The 16,172-nt window shown below is 74.0% G+C and carries 16 protein-coding genes; 8 read left to right on the top strand and 8 right to left on the bottom strand.

The window, feature by feature from the left end:
- The first annotated feature begins 192 nt into the window (after positions 1 to 192).
- From IE217_RS17955 to IE217_RS17975, 5 genes are all read left to right on the top strand, one after another.
- The gene (locus IE217_RS17955; RefSeq protein ID WP_190178901.1) at positions 193 to 1,086 is read left to right on the top strand and encodes an FAD binding domain-containing protein; all 894 of its coding nucleotides are present in this window, start codon (positions 193 to 195) and stop codon (positions 1,084 to 1,086) included.
- A complete protein-coding gene (locus IE217_RS17960; RefSeq protein WP_190178902.1) occupies positions 1,086 to 1,685 on the top strand; it encodes a (2Fe-2S)-binding protein in 600 nt (199 codons plus the stop codon). The genes IE217_RS17955 and IE217_RS17960 overlap by 1 nt, the downstream gene beginning before the upstream one ends.
- A 2-nt stretch (positions 1,686 to 1,687) precedes the next feature.
- Positions 1,688 to 4,111 (top strand): xanthine dehydrogenase family protein molybdopterin-binding subunit, encoded by a 2,424-nt coding sequence (locus tag IE217_RS17965; RefSeq protein WP_190178903.1) that lies wholly within the window; start codon positions 1,688 to 1,690, stop codon positions 4,109 to 4,111.
- Between the two features lie 189 nt (positions 4,112 to 4,300).
- Positions 4,301 to 5,758: an NCS2 family permease gene (locus tag IE217_RS17970; RefSeq protein ID WP_190178904.1), complete on the top strand. Its 1,458-nt coding sequence runs from the start codon at positions 4,301 to 4,303 to the stop codon at positions 5,756 to 5,758.
- A 60-nt stretch (positions 5,759 to 5,818) separates the two neighbouring features.
- Positions 5,819 to 6,988 (top strand): XdhC family protein, encoded by a 1,170-nt coding sequence (locus IE217_RS17975; protein ID WP_190178905.1) that lies wholly within the window; start codon positions 5,819 to 5,821, stop codon positions 6,986 to 6,988.
- Between the two features lie 3 nt (positions 6,989 to 6,991).
- Here IE217_RS17975 and IE217_RS17980 read toward each other — a convergent pair whose 3' ends face one another.
- The gene (locus IE217_RS17980; RefSeq protein ID WP_229865366.1) at positions 6,992 to 7,318 is read right to left on the bottom strand and encodes a YciI family protein; all 327 of its coding nucleotides are present in this window, start codon (positions 7,316 to 7,318) and stop codon (positions 6,992 to 6,994) included.
- Between the two features lie 53 nt (positions 7,319 to 7,371).
- On the opposite strand from IE217_RS17980, the gene IE217_RS17985 reads away from it, so the two are divergent.
- Positions 7,372 to 8,256 (top strand): LysR family transcriptional regulator, encoded by an 885-nt coding sequence (locus tag IE217_RS17985; RefSeq protein WP_190178906.1) that lies wholly within the window; start codon positions 7,372 to 7,374, stop codon positions 8,254 to 8,256.
- A 22-nt stretch (positions 8,257 to 8,278) separates the two neighbouring features.
- On the opposite strand, the gene cysK is transcribed toward IE217_RS17985, so the two are convergent.
- Both cysK and epsC read right to left on the bottom strand, forming a co-directional pair.
- Positions 8,279 to 9,199: a cysteine synthase A gene (gene cysK / locus IE217_RS17990; protein WP_190178907.1), complete on the bottom strand. Its 921-nt coding sequence runs from the start codon at positions 9,197 to 9,199 to the stop codon at positions 8,279 to 8,281.
- A complete protein-coding gene (gene epsC, locus IE217_RS17995; RefSeq protein WP_190178908.1) occupies positions 9,196 to 9,786 on the bottom strand; it encodes a serine O-acetyltransferase EpsC in 591 nt (196 codons plus the stop codon). Before epsC ends, cysK begins: the two co-directional genes overlap by 4 nt.
- A gap of 572 nt (positions 9,787 to 10,358) precedes the next feature.
- Between epsC and IE217_RS18000 the strand changes: the two genes are divergently transcribed.
- Positions 10,359 to 11,189, top strand: a complete 831-nt coding sequence (locus IE217_RS18000; protein ID WP_190178909.1) for a DUF2249 domain-containing protein — start codon at positions 10,359 to 10,361, stop codon at positions 11,187 to 11,189.
- 82 nt (positions 11,190 to 11,271) lie between these two features.
- Positions 11,272 to 11,772 (top strand): hypothetical protein, encoded by a 501-nt coding sequence (locus IE217_RS18005; protein ID WP_190178910.1) that lies wholly within the window; start codon positions 11,272 to 11,274, stop codon positions 11,770 to 11,772.
- 110 nt (positions 11,773 to 11,882) lie between these two features.
- Here the strand turns inward: IE217_RS18005 and IE217_RS18010 are convergent, their stop codons facing one another.
- From IE217_RS18010 to IE217_RS18030, 5 genes are all read right to left on the bottom strand, one after another.
- Positions 11,883 to 12,395 carry a NifU family protein gene (locus tag IE217_RS18010; RefSeq protein WP_229865367.1) on the bottom strand — a complete coding sequence of 171 codons (513 nt, stop codon included), beginning with the start codon at positions 12,393 to 12,395 and terminating at the stop codon, positions 11,883 to 11,885.
- A 31-nt stretch (positions 12,396 to 12,426) separates the two neighbouring features.
- Entirely contained in the window at positions 12,427 to 14,376 is a 1,950-nt protein-coding gene (gene feoB / locus IE217_RS18015; protein WP_190178912.1) for a ferrous iron transporter B, read from the bottom strand.
- Positions 14,373 to 14,663, bottom strand: a complete 291-nt coding sequence (locus tag IE217_RS18020) for a FeoA family protein (protein WP_229865368.1) — start codon at positions 14,661 to 14,663, stop codon at positions 14,373 to 14,375. Before IE217_RS18020 ends, feoB begins: the two co-directional genes overlap by 4 nt.
- Positions 14,664 to 14,850: 187 nt before the next feature.
- Positions 14,851 to 15,291, bottom strand: a complete 441-nt coding sequence (locus tag IE217_RS18025; RefSeq protein ID WP_190178914.1) for an SRPBCC family protein — start codon at positions 15,289 to 15,291, stop codon at positions 14,851 to 14,853.
- 74 nt (positions 15,292 to 15,365) lie between these two features.
- Entirely contained in the window at positions 15,366 to 16,169 is an 804-nt protein-coding gene (locus IE217_RS18030) for a polysaccharide deacetylase family protein (protein ID WP_190178915.1), read from the bottom strand.
- Positions 16,170 to 16,172 lie beyond the last annotated feature (3 nt).

Below are 16,172 nucleotides of genomic sequence, written 5' to 3' on the forward strand. Positions count from 1 at the left end.
CGTTCATACGAATCTACAAGATGCCCGCCCTGGCCAGCCAAACCCTTCATGGTTTCGGTGACTGACCCCACCGGAGCACACACCTGTGTACTTGGCCCACTCAGCGTGAACATCACATGAACGAGCCGCGCCCGCCGCACCGGATTGGCTCGATCCCCACGACTCCCCACGAGACGAAGAAGAGAGCCGGTCATGGACTTCCTTCGCCCCGCCAGCTGGGAGGAGGCGCTCGCCGCGAAGGCCGAGCACCCCACCGCTGTGCCGATTGCGGGTGGCACCGACGTGATGGTGGAGATCAACTTCGACCACCGCAGGCCCGAGTACCTCCTCGACCTCAACCGCGTCGGCGAACTCCACGAGTGGGAGGCCGGCGAGGACAGCGTGCGGCTGGGCGCCTCCGTGCCCTACGCCAAGATCATGGAACATCTCCGTGCCGAGCTGCCCGGCCTGGCGCTCGCCTCGCACACGGTCGCCTCCCCGCAGATCCGCAACCGCGGCGGCGTCGGCGGCAACCTCGGCACGGCCTCTCCCGCCGGCGACGCCCACCCCGCACTCCTCGCCGCCGGCGCCGAGGTCGAGGCCGAGTCGGCCGCGCGCGGCGCCCGCCGCATCCCGATCGACGACTTCTACACCGGCGTCAAGCGCAACGCGCTCGCCCCCGACGAGCTGATCCGCGCCGTACACGTCAAGAAGGCCGACGGCCCCCAGCAGTACTCCAAGGTCGGCACCCGCAACGCCATGGTCATCGCGGTGTGCGCCTTCGGCCTCGCCCTGCACCCCGAAACCCGCACGGTCCGCACCGGCATCGGCTCGGCCGCCCCGACCCCGGTGCGCGCCCGCGCCGCGGAGGAGTTCCTGAACGCGGCCCTTCAGGAGGGCGGCTTCTGGGACAACGGCAAGGTCATCACCCCGTCCGTGGCCAAGCAGTTCGCCCAGCTCTGCTCGGCCGCCTGCAACCCGATCGACGACGTGCGGGGCACCGCCGGCTACCGCCGCCACGCGGTCGGCGTGATGGCCCGCCGGACGCTCACCTGGACCTGGGAGTCGTACCGCGGCGCCCGCAACGCCTCGAAGGGAGCCGCGTGATGCGCGTCAACTTCACCGTCAACGGACGCCCGCAGGAGGCCGACGACGTCTGGGAGGGCGAGTCCCTGCTGTACGTGCTGCGCGAGCGCCTCGGCCTGCCCGGCTCCAAGAACGCCTGCGAACAGGGCGAGTGCGGCTCCTGCACGGTCCGCCTGGACGGGGTGCCGGTGTGCTCCTGCCTGGTCGCGGCCGGCCAGGTCGAGGGCCGCGAGGTGGTGACCGTCGAGGGGCTGGCGGACTTCGCCAGGCAGCGCGCCCGCTCCGAGGGAACCCGCGGCTCGTCCGGCGGTCCCGGCGCCTCGGGCACGTCCCTCGACGAGGCCAGGGCGTGGCAGGCCCGGGGCGCCGGCCCGCACACCGGCGAGGGCGCCGAACTCTCCCCGGTCCAGCAGGCGTTCATCGACGCCGGCGCCGTCCAGTGCGGCTTCTGCACCCCCGGTCTGCTCGTCGCCGCCGACGAGATGCTGGAGCGCAACCCCAGCCCGAGCGACGCGGACATCCGCGAGGCGCTCTCGGGCAACCTGTGCCGCTGCACGGGCTACGAGAAGATCATGGACGCGGTCCGCCTCGCGGCCGCCCGGCAGTCCGAGGAGGTCTGAGCATGTCCTCCCCCAAGCTCCCGCCCGCGTTCGCGCAGGGCGGCGCCCCCACCGGCGCTCCCACCAGGATCACGCAGGGGTCGAAGACCAAGGGCGGCATCGGCGAGTCCACGCTCCGCCCTGACGGCATCCTCAAGGTCACCGGCGAGTTCGCGTACTCCTCCGACATGTGGCACGAGGACATGCTCTGGGGCCAGATCCTGCGCTCCACCGTCGCCCACGCCGAGATCCTCTCCATCGACACCGCCGAGGCCCTCGCCACACCGGGCGTGTACGCCGTGATGACGTACGACGACCTGCCCGCCGAGGTGAAGCACTACGGCCTGGAGATCCAGGACACCCCCGTCCTCGCCCACGGCAGGGTGCGCCACCACGGCGAGCCGGTCGCGATCGTCGCCGCGGACCACCCGGAGACCGCCCGCCGCGCCGCCGCGAAGATCAAGGTGGAGTACCGGGAGCTGCCCGTCATCACCGACGAGGCCTCCGCGACCGCGCCCGACGCGATCCTCCTCCACGAGGGCCGCACCGACCACCACGTGGGCCACGTCCCCCACCCGAACATCGTGCACCGCCAGCCGATCGTGCGCGGCGACGCCGAACAGGCCGCCGCCAGGGCCGACTTCGTCGTCAAGGGCGAGTACCACTTCGGCATGCAGGACCAGGCCTTCCTCGGCCCCGAGTCCGGGCTCGCCGTGCCCGAGGAGGACGGCGGCGTCCACCTCTACATCGCCACCCAGTGGCTCCACTCCGACCTGCGCCAGATCGCGCCCGTGCTCGGACTGCCCGAGGACAAGGTGCGGATGACGCTCGCCGGTGTCGGCGGCGCCTTCGGCGGCCGCGAGGACCTGTCCATGCAGATCCACGCCTGCCTGCTCGCGCTGCGCACCGGCAAGCCCGTCAAGATCGTCTACAACCGCTTCGAGTCCTTCTTCGGCCACGTCCACCGCCACCCCGCCAAGCTGTACTACGAGCACGGGGCGACCAAGGACGGCAAGCTGACCCACGTCAAGTGCCGCATCGTGCTGGACGGCGGCGCGTACGCCTCCGCCTCCCCGGCGGTCGTCGGCAACGCCGCCTCGCTCGGCGTCGGCCCGTACGTCGTCGACGACGTGGACATCGAGGCCGTCGCCCTCTACACCAACAACCCGCCCTGCGGCGCGATGCGCGGCTTCGGCGCGGTCCAGGCGTGCTTCGCCTACGAGGCGCAGATGGACAGGCTGGCCGACGCGGTCGGCATGGACCGCGTGGAGTTCCGGCAGCTCAACGCCATGAGCCAGGGCACGGTCATGCCGACCGGACAGCCCGTCGACTCCCCGGCCCCGGTCGCCGAACTCCTGCGCCGCGTCAAGGCGATGCCGATGCCGCCGGAGCGCCAGTGGGAGAGCTCCGAGGGCGCGGACGTACGGCAGCTGCCCGGCGGCCTGTCCAACACCACGCACGGCGAGGGCGTCGTGCGCGGGGTCGGCTACGCGGTCGGCATCAAGAACGTCGGCTTCTCCGAGGGCTTCGACGACTACTCCACCGCCAGGGTGCGCGTGGAGGTCGTCGCCGGCGAGCCCGTGGCCACCGTGCACACCGCGATGGCGGAGGTCGGCCAGGGCGGTGTCACCGTCCACGCGCAGATCGCCCGCACCGAACTCGGCGTCGCCCGGGTCACCATCCACCCCGCCGACACCCAGGTCGGCAGCGCCGGTTCGACCTCCGCCTCCCGGCAGACCTACGTCACCGGCGGCGCCGTGAAGAACGCCTGCGAACTCGTCCGCGAGAAGGTGCTCGACATCGGCCGGCGCAGGTTCGGCTCCTACCACCCGGCGTGGGCGAGCGCCGAACTCCTGCTGGAGGGCGGCAAGGTCGTCACCGACGGCGGCGAGGTCCTCGCCGACCTGGTGGACGTGCTGGAGGACGAGGCCGTCGAGGTCGAGCGGGAGTGGCGGCACCGGCCGACCGAGCCCTTCGACCTGCGCACCGGACAGGGCAACGGCCACGTCCAGTACTCCTTCGCCGCGCACCGCGCCGTCGTCGAGGTCGACACCGAACTCGGCCTGGTCAAGGTGATCGAACTGGCCTGCGCCCAGGACGTCGGCAAGGCGCTCAACCCGCTGTCCGTGGTGGGCCAGATCCAGGGCGGCACGACCCAGGGCCTGGGCATCGCGGTCATGGAGGAGATCGTCGTCGACCCCGTGACCGCCAAGGTGCGCAACCCGTCCTTCACGGACTACCTCATCCCCACGATTCTCGACACGCCGGTCATCCCCGTCGACGTGCTCGAACTCGCCGACGACCACGCGCCGTACGGGCTGCGGGGCATCGGCGAGGCCCCCACCCTGTCGTCGACCCCGGCCGTCCTCGCGGCGATCCGGAACGCGACCGGGCTGGAGCTCAACCGCACGCCCGTACGTCCGGAACACCTGACGGGCACCGCGTAGGGGCGGCCGCTCCACCGCGGCGACGACCGCGGTGAGCACGGCAGTACCCACTTCAGTACCCACACGGCAGTACCCACTTCAGTACCCACACGTGCGTCTCGGGCCGTCCCCCGGGTCGTCCATTCCCAAATCCCGTGCACCGCCGAGAACCACCGCACGGGTGCCCCTGTGAACCTTGGGAGATGGCCCATGACCCAGCAGTCAGTGGAGCCGGGGACCACCGCCGAAGACGCGGGCGCGGGCAGCCGCGTCCCGGCGGGACGGTCCTGGCTCGACCGGTACTTCCACATATCCCGGCGGGGATCCACGGTCGCGCGCGAAGTGCGCGGCGGCGTCACCACCTTCATGGCGATGGCGTACATCCTGCTGCTCAACCCCCTGATCCTGTCCGGCAAGGACGCGGCCGGGGACACCCTCGGCCAGAAGGCGCTGATCACCGCGACCGCGTTCGCGGCGGCCTTCACCACGCTGCTGATGGGCTTCGTCGGCAAGGTGCCGCTCGCGCTCGCCGCCGGACTGTCCGTCTCGGGCGTGATCTCCTCGCAGGTGGCCCCGCAGATGACCTGGCCGCAGGCCATGGGCATGTGCGTGGTCTACGGCGTGGTCATCATGGTGCTGGTGGTCACCGGACTGCGCGAGATGATCATGAACGCGATCCCGCAGGCGCTCAAGCACGGCATCACCATGGGCATCGGCCTGTTCATCGCCCTCATCGGCTTCTACAAGTCCGGCTTCGTGCACCAGGGCAAGGCCACCCCGGTCACCCTCGGCCCGGCGGGCGAACTGGCGGGCTGGCCCGTGCTGTTGTTCGCCGGCACCCTGCTGCTCATCTTCGCGCTCCAGGCCCGCGACGTGCCCGGCGCCATCCTCATCGGCATCGTCACCGGCACCGTCGTCGCGGCCGTGCTCAACGCCGCCGGCGTGGTCGGGTCCGGCGCCTGGGCGAACGGCGCCCCCGAACTCCACGGCGGCGCGGTGTCGATGCCGGACTTCTCGCTCTTCGGGCACGTCGGGTTCGGCGGCTGGGGCAAGGTCGGCGCGATGACCGTCGGGGTGATCGTCTTCACGCTGGTCCTGGCCGGTTTCTTCGACGCGATGGCCACCATCATCGGCGTCGGTACCGAGGCGAGGCTCACCGACGAACAGGGCCGGATGCCGGGACTGTCCAAGGCGCTGTTCATCGACGGCGCGGGCGGCGCGGTCGGCGGTGTGGCCGGCGGCTCCGGGCAGACCGTGTTCATCGAGTCGGCGACCGGGGTCGGCGAGGGCGCGCGCACCGGCCTCGCCTCCGTGGTGACCGGACTGTTCTTCGCGGCCTGCCTGTTCTTCACCCCGCTCACCGCGCTCGTGCCCCAGGAGGTCGCCTCGGCCGCCCTGGTGGTCATCGGCGCGATGATGCTGATGAACGCGAGGCACGTGGACTGGTCCGACCGGGCCACCGCGATCCCGGTCTTCCTGACCGTGGTGCTCATGCCGTTCACGTACACCATCACCACCGGCGTGGCCGCCGGCGTCATCTCGTACACGGTCATCAAGGCCGCCCAGGGCAGGGCACGCGAGATCGGGGCCTTCATGTGGGCCCTGACGGCGGTCTTCCTCGTGTACTTCGCCCTGCACCCGATCGAGAGCTGGCTGGGCGTCCACTAGCGGACGGACGGCCACGACACCGCGACCCTCCATACAGACGCAGTCCTGGGAGAGCGACAGATGCTGGACATCGCCGAGGAGCTGAACCGCTGGGCCCGTGAGGGCCGGGACTTCGCCGTCGCCACCGTGGTGGCGGTCGGCGGCAGCGCGCCGCGCCGTCCCGGCGCCGCCCTCGCGGTGGACGCCGGCGGCACGGCGATCGGCTCGGTCTCCGGCGGCTGTGTGGAGGGCGCGGTCTACGAGCTGTGCCAACAGGCGCTGACGGACGGCGAAACCGTCCTCCAGCGCTTCGGCTACAGCGACGAGGACGCCTTCGCGGTCGGCCTGACCTGCGGCGGCGTCATCGACATCCTGGTCACACCGGTACGGGCCGGCGACCCCGCCCGGCCGGTGTGCGAGGCCGCGCTGGCCGCCGCGGCCTCGAGGGAGGCGGCGGCCCTCGCACGCGTGGTGTCCGGCCCGGCCCAACTGCTGGGCAGGGCCCTGCTGGTCCACCCTGACGGGGCGGGTGAGGGCGCGATCGGTGGCTTCGGGGCGCACCCGGAACTGGACCGCACGGTGGCGGGCGAGGCGGCGGCCTTCCTGGACGCGGGCCGCACCGGCACCCTGGAGATCGGCGCCGAGGGCTCCCGCTGCGGCGCCCCGGTCACGGTCCTCGTCGAGTCCTCGGTGCCGCCGCCCCGCATGATCGTCTTCGGCGCCGTCGACTTCGCCTCGGCCCTGGTGCGCGTCGGCAAGTTCCTCGGCCACCATGTGACGGTGTGCGACGCCCGGCCCGTCTTCGCCACCCGGGCGCGCTTCCCGGAGGCCGACGAGATCGTCGTGGAGTGGCCGCACCAGTACCTCGCACGCACCCACGTGGACGGCCGTACGGTGCTGTGCGTGCTGACCCACGACGCCAAGTTCGACGTGCCGCTGCTGGAACTGGCGCTGCGGCTGCCGGTGGCGTACGTCGGCGCGATGGGCTCCCGCCGCACGCACCTGGACCGCGACCGGCGGCTGCGCGAAGCCGGCCTGAGCGAAGTGGAGCTGGCCCGCCTCCGCTCGCCCATCGGGCTGGACCTCGGGGCCCGCACACCGGAGGAGACGGCCCTGTCCATCGCCGCGGAGATCGTCGCGGCCCGCCGCGGGGGCAGCGGAGCGCCCCTCACCGGCGCCCGCACCCCGATCCACCACGACACGGCAACCCGGAAGGTCACCTCGGCACGGCGGATCGGGTCGGTGGCCTGAGCCTCACAGGCCGTCGCCGTCGCTGTCTCCGTTCCCGGTGTCCGGTGTCCCGGGGGCGCGGAAGACGGGCCGGAAGCCGAGGATGTCGGCGGTGGCCGCGCCGCTGGTGACGAACGGGTCCGCGGCGACGGCGGCCTCGACCGCCTCGCGCGGCCCGTCGGCGATCACCACTCCGCCCGTACGGGGCTCCAGCGGGCCCGCGAGCCGGGCCAGCCCCCGGCCGAACACGCCCTCCGGGTGGGTGTAGTGCGCCTCCTTGAGCGCGTCGACGGTCTCCAGCGGGGCACGGTACTTGAACACGATCACGAACATGCCTCCAGCCAACGGCACGGGAGCCTCCCCGCGCCAAGACCGGTCGCCCCGGGACATATAGGCTGGTGCCTATGGACCCAGCAAGTCCCGGGCACGGCGGGCTCGAGCTGCGGCAGCTGCGCTACTTCGCCGCCGTCGCCGAGGCGGGCACCGTCACCGAGGCGGCCCGCCGCCTGCGCATCGCCCAGCCGAGCCTGAGCCAGCAGATCGCGACGCTCGAACGCCGCGTCGGCACCGAGCTGTTCCGGCGGCTGCCGCGGGGCATGGAGCTGACCGAGGCCGGCCGGCTGCTCCTGGACGGCGTCAACCAGGCGCTGGACACGCTCGGTTCGGCGGTGGCCGCCGCCCGCGCCGTGCCCGTGACGGCGACCGTGGGAGTGTGCAGGGGCGTACCGCCCGAGGTGCTGGAGCGCGCCGAGCGCCTCCTGACGGCCGCCCGGCCGCTGCGCGTCGTCCACGAACAGGCCGACTCCGCCCGCCAGGGCGAACTCCTGCGCACCGGGGCCCTGTCGTACGGCATCCTGCGGGCGCCCGCCGACGACGCCACCGGTCTGGAAGTGCGGGTCATCGGCGACGAGCCGCTCGGCGTGCTGCTGCCGCGCCGCCATCGGCTGGCCGCCCGCCCGGAACTGCGCTGGGAGGACCTCGCCGGCCTGCGGCTGCTGTGGTTCCCCGAGCGGCGGGCGCCCGCCTACGCGGCCGCCGTACGGGCCCGGCTCGCCGAACACGGGTGGCGGCCCGCCACCTTGGCCGAGGACACCGGCAGCCACACGCTGTTCCGCCGCGCCCTGCTCGCCCACGACGACGTGGTCGCCCTGCGCACCCGCTCCGCCTCCGCCACGGACACCGACCTGGCCTGGCTCCCGGTCGGCCCGCGCCCGCCCCGCGAACGCCTCCTGCTGGCCGCGGCCGCCCGCTCGGTCTGGGGCCGGGCCCTGCGGGAGGCGGGGACGTAGCGGCGCCGGCCCGGCCTCGCGGTCAGGCGAACAGGCCGGTGCTCAGGTACCGTTCGCCGGTGTCGGGCAGGACCACGACGATCAGCGCGCCCTCGTGCCGGGGGTAGCGGGCCAGCGTGGTGGCCGCGTGGAGCGCCGCACCGCTGGACACGCCCGCGAGGACGCCCTCGGTGCGGGCCAGGCGGCGCGCGGCGGCCTGCGCGTCCTCCAGGCCCACGCGGTGGACGGCGTCGTAGACCCCGGTGTCCAGGGTGTCCGGGACGAAGCCGGCGCCGAGTCCCTGGATGCGGTGCGGGCCGGGGGAGCCGCCGGACAGCACCGCGGACTCGGCGGGCTCCACGGCCACCACGGTGACCTCCGGCTTCTTCTCCTTGAGCAGCCGCCCGACCCCGGTGACGGTGCCGCCGGTCCCCACCCCGGCCACCAGGACGTCGACCTGTCCGTCGGTGTCCTGCCAGATCTCCTGCGCGGTGGTGCGGCGGTGGGCGTCCGGGTTGGCCGGGTTGCGGAACTGCTGCGGCATGAACCAGCCGTGCTTCTCGGCCAGTTGGACGGCACGGCCGATCGCGCCCCGCATGCCCTCGGCGGCCGGGGTGAGGATCAGCTCCGCGCCGTACGCGCGCAGCAGGGCCCGCCGCTCGGCGCTCATGCTCTCCGGCATGGTGAAGGTCACCTGGTGGCCCTTGGCGGCGGCCACCATGGCCAGGCCGATGCCCGTGTTGCCGCTGGTCGGCTCGACGATGCGGACACCGGGCCGGAGCGCGCCGGTGGCCTCCGCGTCCTCGATCATCGCCAGGGCGATGCGGTCCTTGACGCTGCCGCCGGGGTTCGCGGACTCCAGCTTGGCGACCAGGCGGACGGGCAGGTCCGCGCCGTAGCGGGACAGCTCCACCAGGGGAGTCCGGCCGATCAGCGCGGTGACCGAGGGGTGAATCGCCGTCATGGGGCTGCCTTCCGGGTCGGCTCCGGACGCGGAGCTGTGGTGCGGTGCGCCGCCGCGCGGGCGTCGCGGGTGCGGACGAGGGCGCCGGACTGGGCGGCGCGGACGGAGGAGTGGGCGGCCACGTCGGACAGGACCAGGGAGTGGGCCCCGACGACGGTGTCGTGCCCGACGCGCACGGGGCCCAGCACGGTGGCCCCCACGCCGAGGACCACCCGGTCGCCGACGACGGGGTGCCGGCGGGCGCCCGGGGTGTCGGTCCACCAGCCGGTGCCGCCCAGGGTCACGCGGTGGTAGAGCATCACGTCGTCGCCCACCACCGCGGTCTCGCCGATCACCACGCCCATGCCGTGGTCGATGAAGAAGCGGCGGCCGATGACCGCACCGGGGTGGATCTCGATGCCGGTCAGGGCGCGTGAGAGCTGGGAGACCAGCCGGGGCAGCAGCGGCAGCCCGAGCCGGTGCAGCCGGTGCGCCACGCGGTGCGACCAGATCGCCCACAGGCCCGGGTACAGCAGCACCTCGACGACATGGGCGCCGTGCAGGGCGGGATCCTTGCGGCAGGCGGTGCGCAGGTCCTCCAGGATCATGGCGTGCGCCCCGCCGTCGCGGGTGCGTGCGGCGCGGGCCGTCCGGGACGTGCCGTCATCTCTTTCGCCGATCCCCTCGCTCGCGGGCGCCGGGATGGTCCACGTCGCCGCTGGTGCATGCAACCGCACGCTAGACGCCCGCCCGGCGGGGCTCCTTGGGCCGGGGCGGCCCCTTGGCGGCCGCCGTCCGGCCCTGCCCGGGGCCGCGGGGCAGGGACCAGCGGCCCCCGCCGGGAAGGACCGTACGACCCAAGCGCCGCCCGCGGCGGCACGGAGATGCTGGCCTTCGACCGACCGGGACCCGCCGCCGATCGCCGCACCCTGCCTGTCCGGCCACGTCTTCTCGTGCCGACGGCCGTGGCAGGCACGGCGGGCCCCGGTCCGGCCGGTGCCCGGCCGCCCACCTGCCACGGCCGGGCACCCGGCCCGCCCCGCCCCGTCCCGGCCCCGCCGCCGGCCCGGCACGCCAGGTGCGGCGCCGGCCCGGACCCACCGGGCCCGGCGCCCGGAGGGCCGGCCACCGCATCCGACCGGTCCGCACCCGGACCACCCCGAACCGTTGGAGGACCGCCATGAGCGCCCTCACTCTCGCATCGGCCCCCGAGGACGCCACCGCCCTCGAAGCCGCCGAGGCACACCACGCCCACCTGGTCGGGCAGATGGCCGGACACGTCGGTCTGCTGCTGACCGCCGCCGAAAGCGATCCACGTACCGTCGAAGGCCCCCGGACGGGCCTGGTGGCCTTCTGCGAGCGTGACCTGCTGCCGCACGCCGCCGCCGAGGAGGACACCCTCTACGCCGCCGCCCACCGCCTCCCCGACGCCCGGCTGCTGGTCGAGGCGCTGATCGGCGAGCACCGCCGGCTGGCCGCGCTCGTCGACGCGCTGCGGGGCGCCGCCGCACCGGTCGCCGCGGCCGCCGACGCGCGGGCCCTGCAGGTGCTGTTCGAGGAGCACGTGGTCAAGGAGAACGGCATGGTGCTGTCCCTGCTCGCCAGGGAACCCGGCGTCTCCCTGGCCCAGCTGCTCGGGGACATGCACGGCCGGGTCGGACACCACACACCCACTGACGGCGCCGCCGGCGCCCGGGACGGGCGAGGAGACAGCACGGTGAACGACCAGGAGCCCGAGGAGACCGGCTGCGGCGGGGCCTGCGGCTGCGGCGGCGCCGACGAGGCGGGCGTGCCCGAGCTGGACGTGCGGCAGGTGCCCCACGCCCTGCGCCACGCCACGGTGTTCGGCGCCCTCGACGCCGTACCGGCCGGCGGCGCCATGGTGCTGGTGGCCCCGCACGACCCGCTCCCGCTGCTCGCCCAGATCGAGCACCGCGCCCCCGGCGCCTTCGCGGTGGAGTACCTCCAGCGGGGCCCGGAGGCCTGGCGGCTGCTCCTGAGCCACCACTGACGGCGGCCGCCCCCGGGCCGCGCCGCCCGCACGAGTTCAGTCACCCGGCCCGCAAGGGCCCACAGGGGAAGAAGACACGTCAATGCGTTGTGTGCACCGCCGGGCCGCGGCCCTGGTCGGGCCGGCCGGCGCGGCCATGGTGGCCGCCGGGGCCGTCATGCTGCTGCGGGGCCGCGGCGGCCGGAAGGAGATCCGCGCCGAACTCGCGGCGCAGCGGATCGCGTTCCCCGGCCACGGGTTGCCGGCCCGCCTCGCGCCCCACGCCGGCGCGGCCGTGCGGACCGGCCCGCAGGCCCACGCCTACGCCGAGCTGATCAAGGACCACCTCACCCACGCCACCGGCGGCCGCACCTACGCGGAGATCACCGAGGAACTGCACGCCACCGGCGGCGACGACGAGAAGCTGACCCGGCTCAGGCAGACCGCGTTCATGGGCGAGACCCTGCGCGGCTCCCTGCTGTCGGCCTACCAGGCCTGGCAACTGACCACGCTCGTCCAGGGCCTGGGCGCCCTGTTCACCGGCGTGGGCGCGGCGCTCGTGCTCACCGCACGGGACCTGTCCCGCCCCGGCGGAGCCCGCTGAACCGCCCGGTCCGGACCCAATGGACCGGCCGGCCTGGTGGAGGGCCGGCCACTGGAAAACCGGGCGCACCCTCGGGTGTGCCCGGTTTTCTCATGCCGCTCCGGGTCTTCTCACGCCGCGCCGGCCGCCCGTATCTCCCGCAGTTGGGGGCAGGTGCGGCGCAGCTGGGCCTCCAGGCGCCGGTGCAGCGTGAACCAGGCGGCGGGGCAGCCGTGGCAGGCGCCGTGCAGGCGGACGGTGACGACGCCGTCGTGCACGCCGACGAGTTCGATGCCGCCGCCGTGCGAGCGGGCGACCCCGCCGACCGGGCCGGTGAGCAGTTCGGTGACGGCGGCACGCAGCAGCGCGTCGCCGCCGTCGCCGTCCGCGTCGGGGGCGGGCGTCCAGCCGTCCGGGTCCTCCAGGGCCGCGTGCAGCGCCGTGCGCACGCGGGCGCCCGCGCCGGTCCAGGTGCGGCCGGCCCCGAGGCTGGTGACCACGGCGCCGGGCTCCGCCGTGACTTTGGCGAGCGTGCCGTCGTCGAGCAGCGCGGCCAGCGGACCGGGCACCCCGGCGAGCGGACCGGCGCAGGGGAGCGCGTCCGGAGGAACGATCCAGCGCAGCCGGTCGGAGTGACCGGGCACGGGCTGGGGGTGGAGGGGGATCACCGGTTCCTCACCCGCCCAGCCACGCCGTGAGCGTACGGGCCAGGTACGCCATCACCCAGGCCAGCCCCGTCAGATACGTGAAGGCGATCGCCGGCCATCTCCAGGTGCCGGTCTCCCGGCGCAGCACCGCGACCGTGGCCATGCACTGCAGGGCGTAGGCGAAGTAGACCAGCAGGGCCGCGATGGTGGGCGCGGTGAAGATCCGCTCACCGGCGTGCGGGCCGTCCGGGTAGGTCATGGTCCGCAGGGCCCGCGCCGGGTTCTCGGGGTCCTGCGCGGCCGAGACCTGGCCGAGCGTGGCGACGAATGTCTCCCGGGCCGACTGGGCCGACAGCACACCGACGTTGATGCGCCAGTCGAAGCCCAGCGGGGAGAACACCGGGGCGGCGAGGTGCCCGAGGCCGGCGGCGTAGCTGTGGTCGGCCTGGTAGGCGGAGACGGCGGTGCGGTCGGTGGTGTCGACGCCGGCCGCCCGCAGCTCGGCCGCCGGGTGCAGGGGCAGGTTCAGCAGCAGCCACAGCAGCACGCTGGTGGCGGCGATGACGGTCGTGCACTTGCGCAGGAACGCGCGCGCCGAGGACCACGTCATCACCAGCACCGAACGCGGGGACGGCAGCCGGTAGGGCGGCAGCTCCATGTGGAACGGCAGCAGCGCGCCACGATGGTCGCCCAGCTTCTTGAACGCCCACGCGGCCAGCATCGCCGACACCGCGCCCAGCACGTACAGCCCGAACATCACCAGGCCCTGCGCGCCGAACGGGCCCACCCGGTACGACGGGTCGACCAGCAGCCCGATCAGCAGCACGTACACCGGCAGCCGGGCCGAGCAGGTGATCAGCGGGGCGGCCATCATCGTGGCGAGCCGGTCCCGGGCCGAGGGCAGGGTGCGGGTGGCCATGATGCCGGGGATCGCGCAGGCGAACGACGACAGCAGCGCCACGAAGGCCCGGCCCTCCAGCCCGACCCGGGCCATCACCCGGTCCATCAGGAAGGCGGCCCGCGACATGTAGCCCACGCCCTCCAGGAGCGCGAGCAGCAGGAACAGCAGCATGATCTGCGGTACGAACACCATGACCGCGCCGACCCCGCCGATGAGCGCGTCGCCCAGCAGCCCGGACAGCCAGCTGTTGCCGACGTGCGCCGAGACCAGCCGCGACAGCTCCCCGAACGCGGACTCCACCGCGCCCTGCAAGGGGGCGGCGAGCGTGAAGACGGTCTGGAAGAACAGCATCATCACGGCGAAGAAGACCAGGGTGCCCCACAGCGGGTGGAGCAGCACCGCGTCGACCCGCTGGGTGACGCGGTGCCGTTCGGGAGCGCGGTAGCCGGCGAACTCCAGCACCGACTCGGCCCAGGCGTCCACCTCGTCGGGGTCGGTGGGCGGCGCGAGGACCGGCGTGGGCCACGACGCCCACTCGGCGAGCCGGTCCCGCAACTGTGCGACCCCGCGTCCGCGGTGCCCGACCACGGCCAGCACGGGTACGCCCAGGGCCTCGCCGAGCGCGTCGGTGTCCAGGGTGCCCTGGCGGCGGGCCAGTTCGTCGGTGAAGGTGATCACCAGGCAGGTCGGCAGGGAGCGGGCGAGCACCTGGGCGACGAAGGGCAGCGAGCGGCGCAGCGTGGTGGCGTCGGCGACCAACAGGAGCGCGTCCGGCCGGTCGACGCCGTCCAGGCGGCCGTCGAGCACGTCGACGGTGATCTGCTCGTCCGGGCTGATGGCCTCCAGGCTGTACGTCCCGGGAAGATCCTCGATCAGGCAGCTGTCCCCGCCGGTGCGGCAGACGCCGACGAACCGGGCGACGGTCACGCCGGGATAGTTCCCGGTCTTGGCGTTCAGCCCGGTCAGTCCGTTGAAGACGCTGGTCTTGCCGGCGTTGGGGCTGCCGACCAGGGCGAACCGCGGCTGCCCCGCGGTGACCTCCCCTCCGCCCGCGACGTCGTGGCAGCTCGTGGTCACGGTCCCACCTCGACGACGCGTACGCAGGCGGCCTGCGCGCGGCGCAGGCACAGGTCGTAGTCCTTGACGCGGAAGACGACCGGATCGCGCAGCGGGGCCCGGCGGACCACCTCCACCACCGTGCCCGGGGTGAAGCCGAGGTCCCTGAGCCGGCGGGCCGTGCGGGAGGAGCCGTCGTCGGTCACGGTCACGACCCTGCCCCGCGCGCCGGGCGGCAGCTCCGCCAGCGCCCGGCCGGCGCCGTCCGGGTCCGGGCCGGCGGCCCTGCGTCCCGGCTCGGTATCCACATCCCGGTCACCACTGTTCATTCCGTCTCCGGTACTACGCCGGGCGAACCCGCCCCCACGACACCTTCCAGTGAAGAGAGGCTACCCTTACCTAGCGGTGCGCAGTCCGGGGCCGTCCGGACCGTGAGGAGGGCCATACGGCTCTTCCGGGGCTTCGGGGCCCTCGTGAGGGGCCGGCATCCGTCGTTCAGCCGCGCCGCAGCAGCCTGTTCACCGCCCGGCCGAAGACCGACCGCGCCGAGCCCGCCACCAGTGGGTCGAAGAGGCCCGGCAGGAAGCGGATCCGCAGCTCCTCCCGCCACACCACGCGCGCCCGGCCGCCCGGACCGGTCCGCACCTCGATCTCGGCCCAGCCCAGGACGACCCGGCCGCGCTTCTCCAGCCGGCACAGGCCCGGCTCGCCGCCGGCCGGCGGGCGCCACACGGTGACCTCCATCGGGTCGTCGAAGCCGAGCGGGCCGAGCGCGGTGCGCGCCACGAACCGCGTGCCCTCACGGGTCGGTTCAGGGGTGAGAACGGTCACGCGGGTCAGCGGCACGGCGTCGGCGTGCCGCTGCCACCGGGTGAGCCGCCGCCAGGCCTCGTCGGGGGGCAGCGGCGGGGTGCGTTCGAGGGAGAAGTTGACCACGGCTCGATCGTAGGCAACGAGCGGCCGTGGCCTGCCCGTTCGGACCCGGCTCACCCGCGTGGCCGTACGGCGCGTCAGGGCCGGTACACCTTGCCCGGTTCCGCCCTGCCCGGGGCGAGGAGCTGGGGCACGGTCACGAAGACGTAGCCGCGCGCCTTGAGGGCGTCGATGATGCCGGGCACGGCCGGCACGGTGCCCTGGTAGATGTCGTGCAGCAGGATGATGCCGTCCCGGGTCGCCTGGTCGAGGACGCGCCTGGTGATCAGCGCGGAGTCGGTGGTGGCGTAGTCCTTGGCGGTCACGCTCCACAGCACCTCGGACAGACCCATCTCCTTGCAGATGCCGTGCACGGTGGAGTCGGTACGGCCCTGCGGCGGGCGCATCAGGGTCGGCTTGTGCCCGGTCAGGCGCTCTATCGCGTCGTTGGTGCGGCCGAGTTCGTCGCGTATCCGCGCCGGGGGGATCCGGGTGAGGATCTCGTGGTCCCAGGTGTGGCTGGCCACTTCGTGGCCCTCGGCCGCCATCCGCCGCACCAGTTCGGGGTACTTGTCGATGTGCCGCGCGCCCAGCAGGAAGAAGGTCGCCGGGACCTGCTTCCGCTTGAGGATGTCCAGCAGCCGGGCGGAGTTCTCGCTCGGTCCGGCGTCGAAGGTCAGCGCGATGCACTTGGCCTGACGGCAGTCGACGGTGCCGAACCGGGCGGGCGCGTCCGCCGCCCGGGCCCGCGCGGAGCTCGGCCGTATCGCGTCCCCGTGGCCGCAGCCGGACAGTGTCAGGGTCAGGCACGCGGCCGCCGCCAGCGCCCCGGCCGCGCGCAGCCCCCGCCGGACCCCCGCGCCCGGCCCCCTCGTCTTCGTCTTCCTGGTCGCAGAAGGCATGCG

The sequence above is a fragment of the Streptomyces naganishii JCM 4654 genome (assembly GCF_014650575.1).
Lineage (GTDB): Bacteria > Actinomycetota > Actinomycetes > Streptomycetales > Streptomycetaceae > Streptomyces > Streptomyces naganishii.

Excerpts from the sequence above, each read along its gene's own strand:
- IE217_RS17955 (WP_190178901.1), top strand. The coding sequence starts at position 193 with ATGGACTTCCTTCGCCCCGCCAGCTGGGAGGAGGCGCTCGCCGCGAAG.
- IE217_RS18030 (WP_190178915.1), bottom strand. The coding sequence starts at position 16,169 with ATGCCTTCTGCGACCAGGAAGACGAAGACGAGGGGGCCGGGCGCGGGG.
- IE217_RS18005 (WP_190178910.1), top strand. The coding sequence starts at position 11,272 with ATGCGTTGTGTGCACCGCCGGGCCGCGGCCCTGGTCGGGCCGGCCGGC.
- IE217_RS17975 (WP_190178905.1), top strand. The coding sequence starts at position 5,819 with ATGCTGGACATCGCCGAGGAGCTGAACCGCTGGGCCCGTGAGGGCCGG.
- IE217_RS18000 (WP_190178909.1), top strand. The coding sequence starts at position 10,359 with ATGAGCGCCCTCACTCTCGCATCGGCCCCCGAGGACGCCACCGCCCTC.
- IE217_RS17985 (WP_190178906.1), top strand. The coding sequence starts at position 7,372 with ATGGACCCAGCAAGTCCCGGGCACGGCGGGCTCGAGCTGCGGCAGCTG.
- IE217_RS17970 (WP_190178904.1), top strand. The coding sequence starts at position 4,301 with ATGACCCAGCAGTCAGTGGAGCCGGGGACCACCGCCGAAGACGCGGGC.
- epsC (WP_190178908.1), bottom strand. The coding sequence starts at position 9,786 with ATGATCCTGGAGGACCTGCGCACCGCCTGCCGCAAGGATCCCGCCCTG.
- IE217_RS17960 (WP_190178902.1), top strand. The coding sequence starts at position 1,086 with ATGCGCGTCAACTTCACCGTCAACGGACGCCCGCAGGAGGCCGACGAC.
- IE217_RS17965 (WP_190178903.1), top strand. The coding sequence starts at position 1,688 with ATGTCCTCCCCCAAGCTCCCGCCCGCGTTCGCGCAGGGCGGCGCCCCC.
- cysK (WP_190178907.1), bottom strand. The coding sequence starts at position 9,199 with ATGACGGCGATTCACCCCTCGGTCACCGCGCTGATCGGCCGGACTCCC.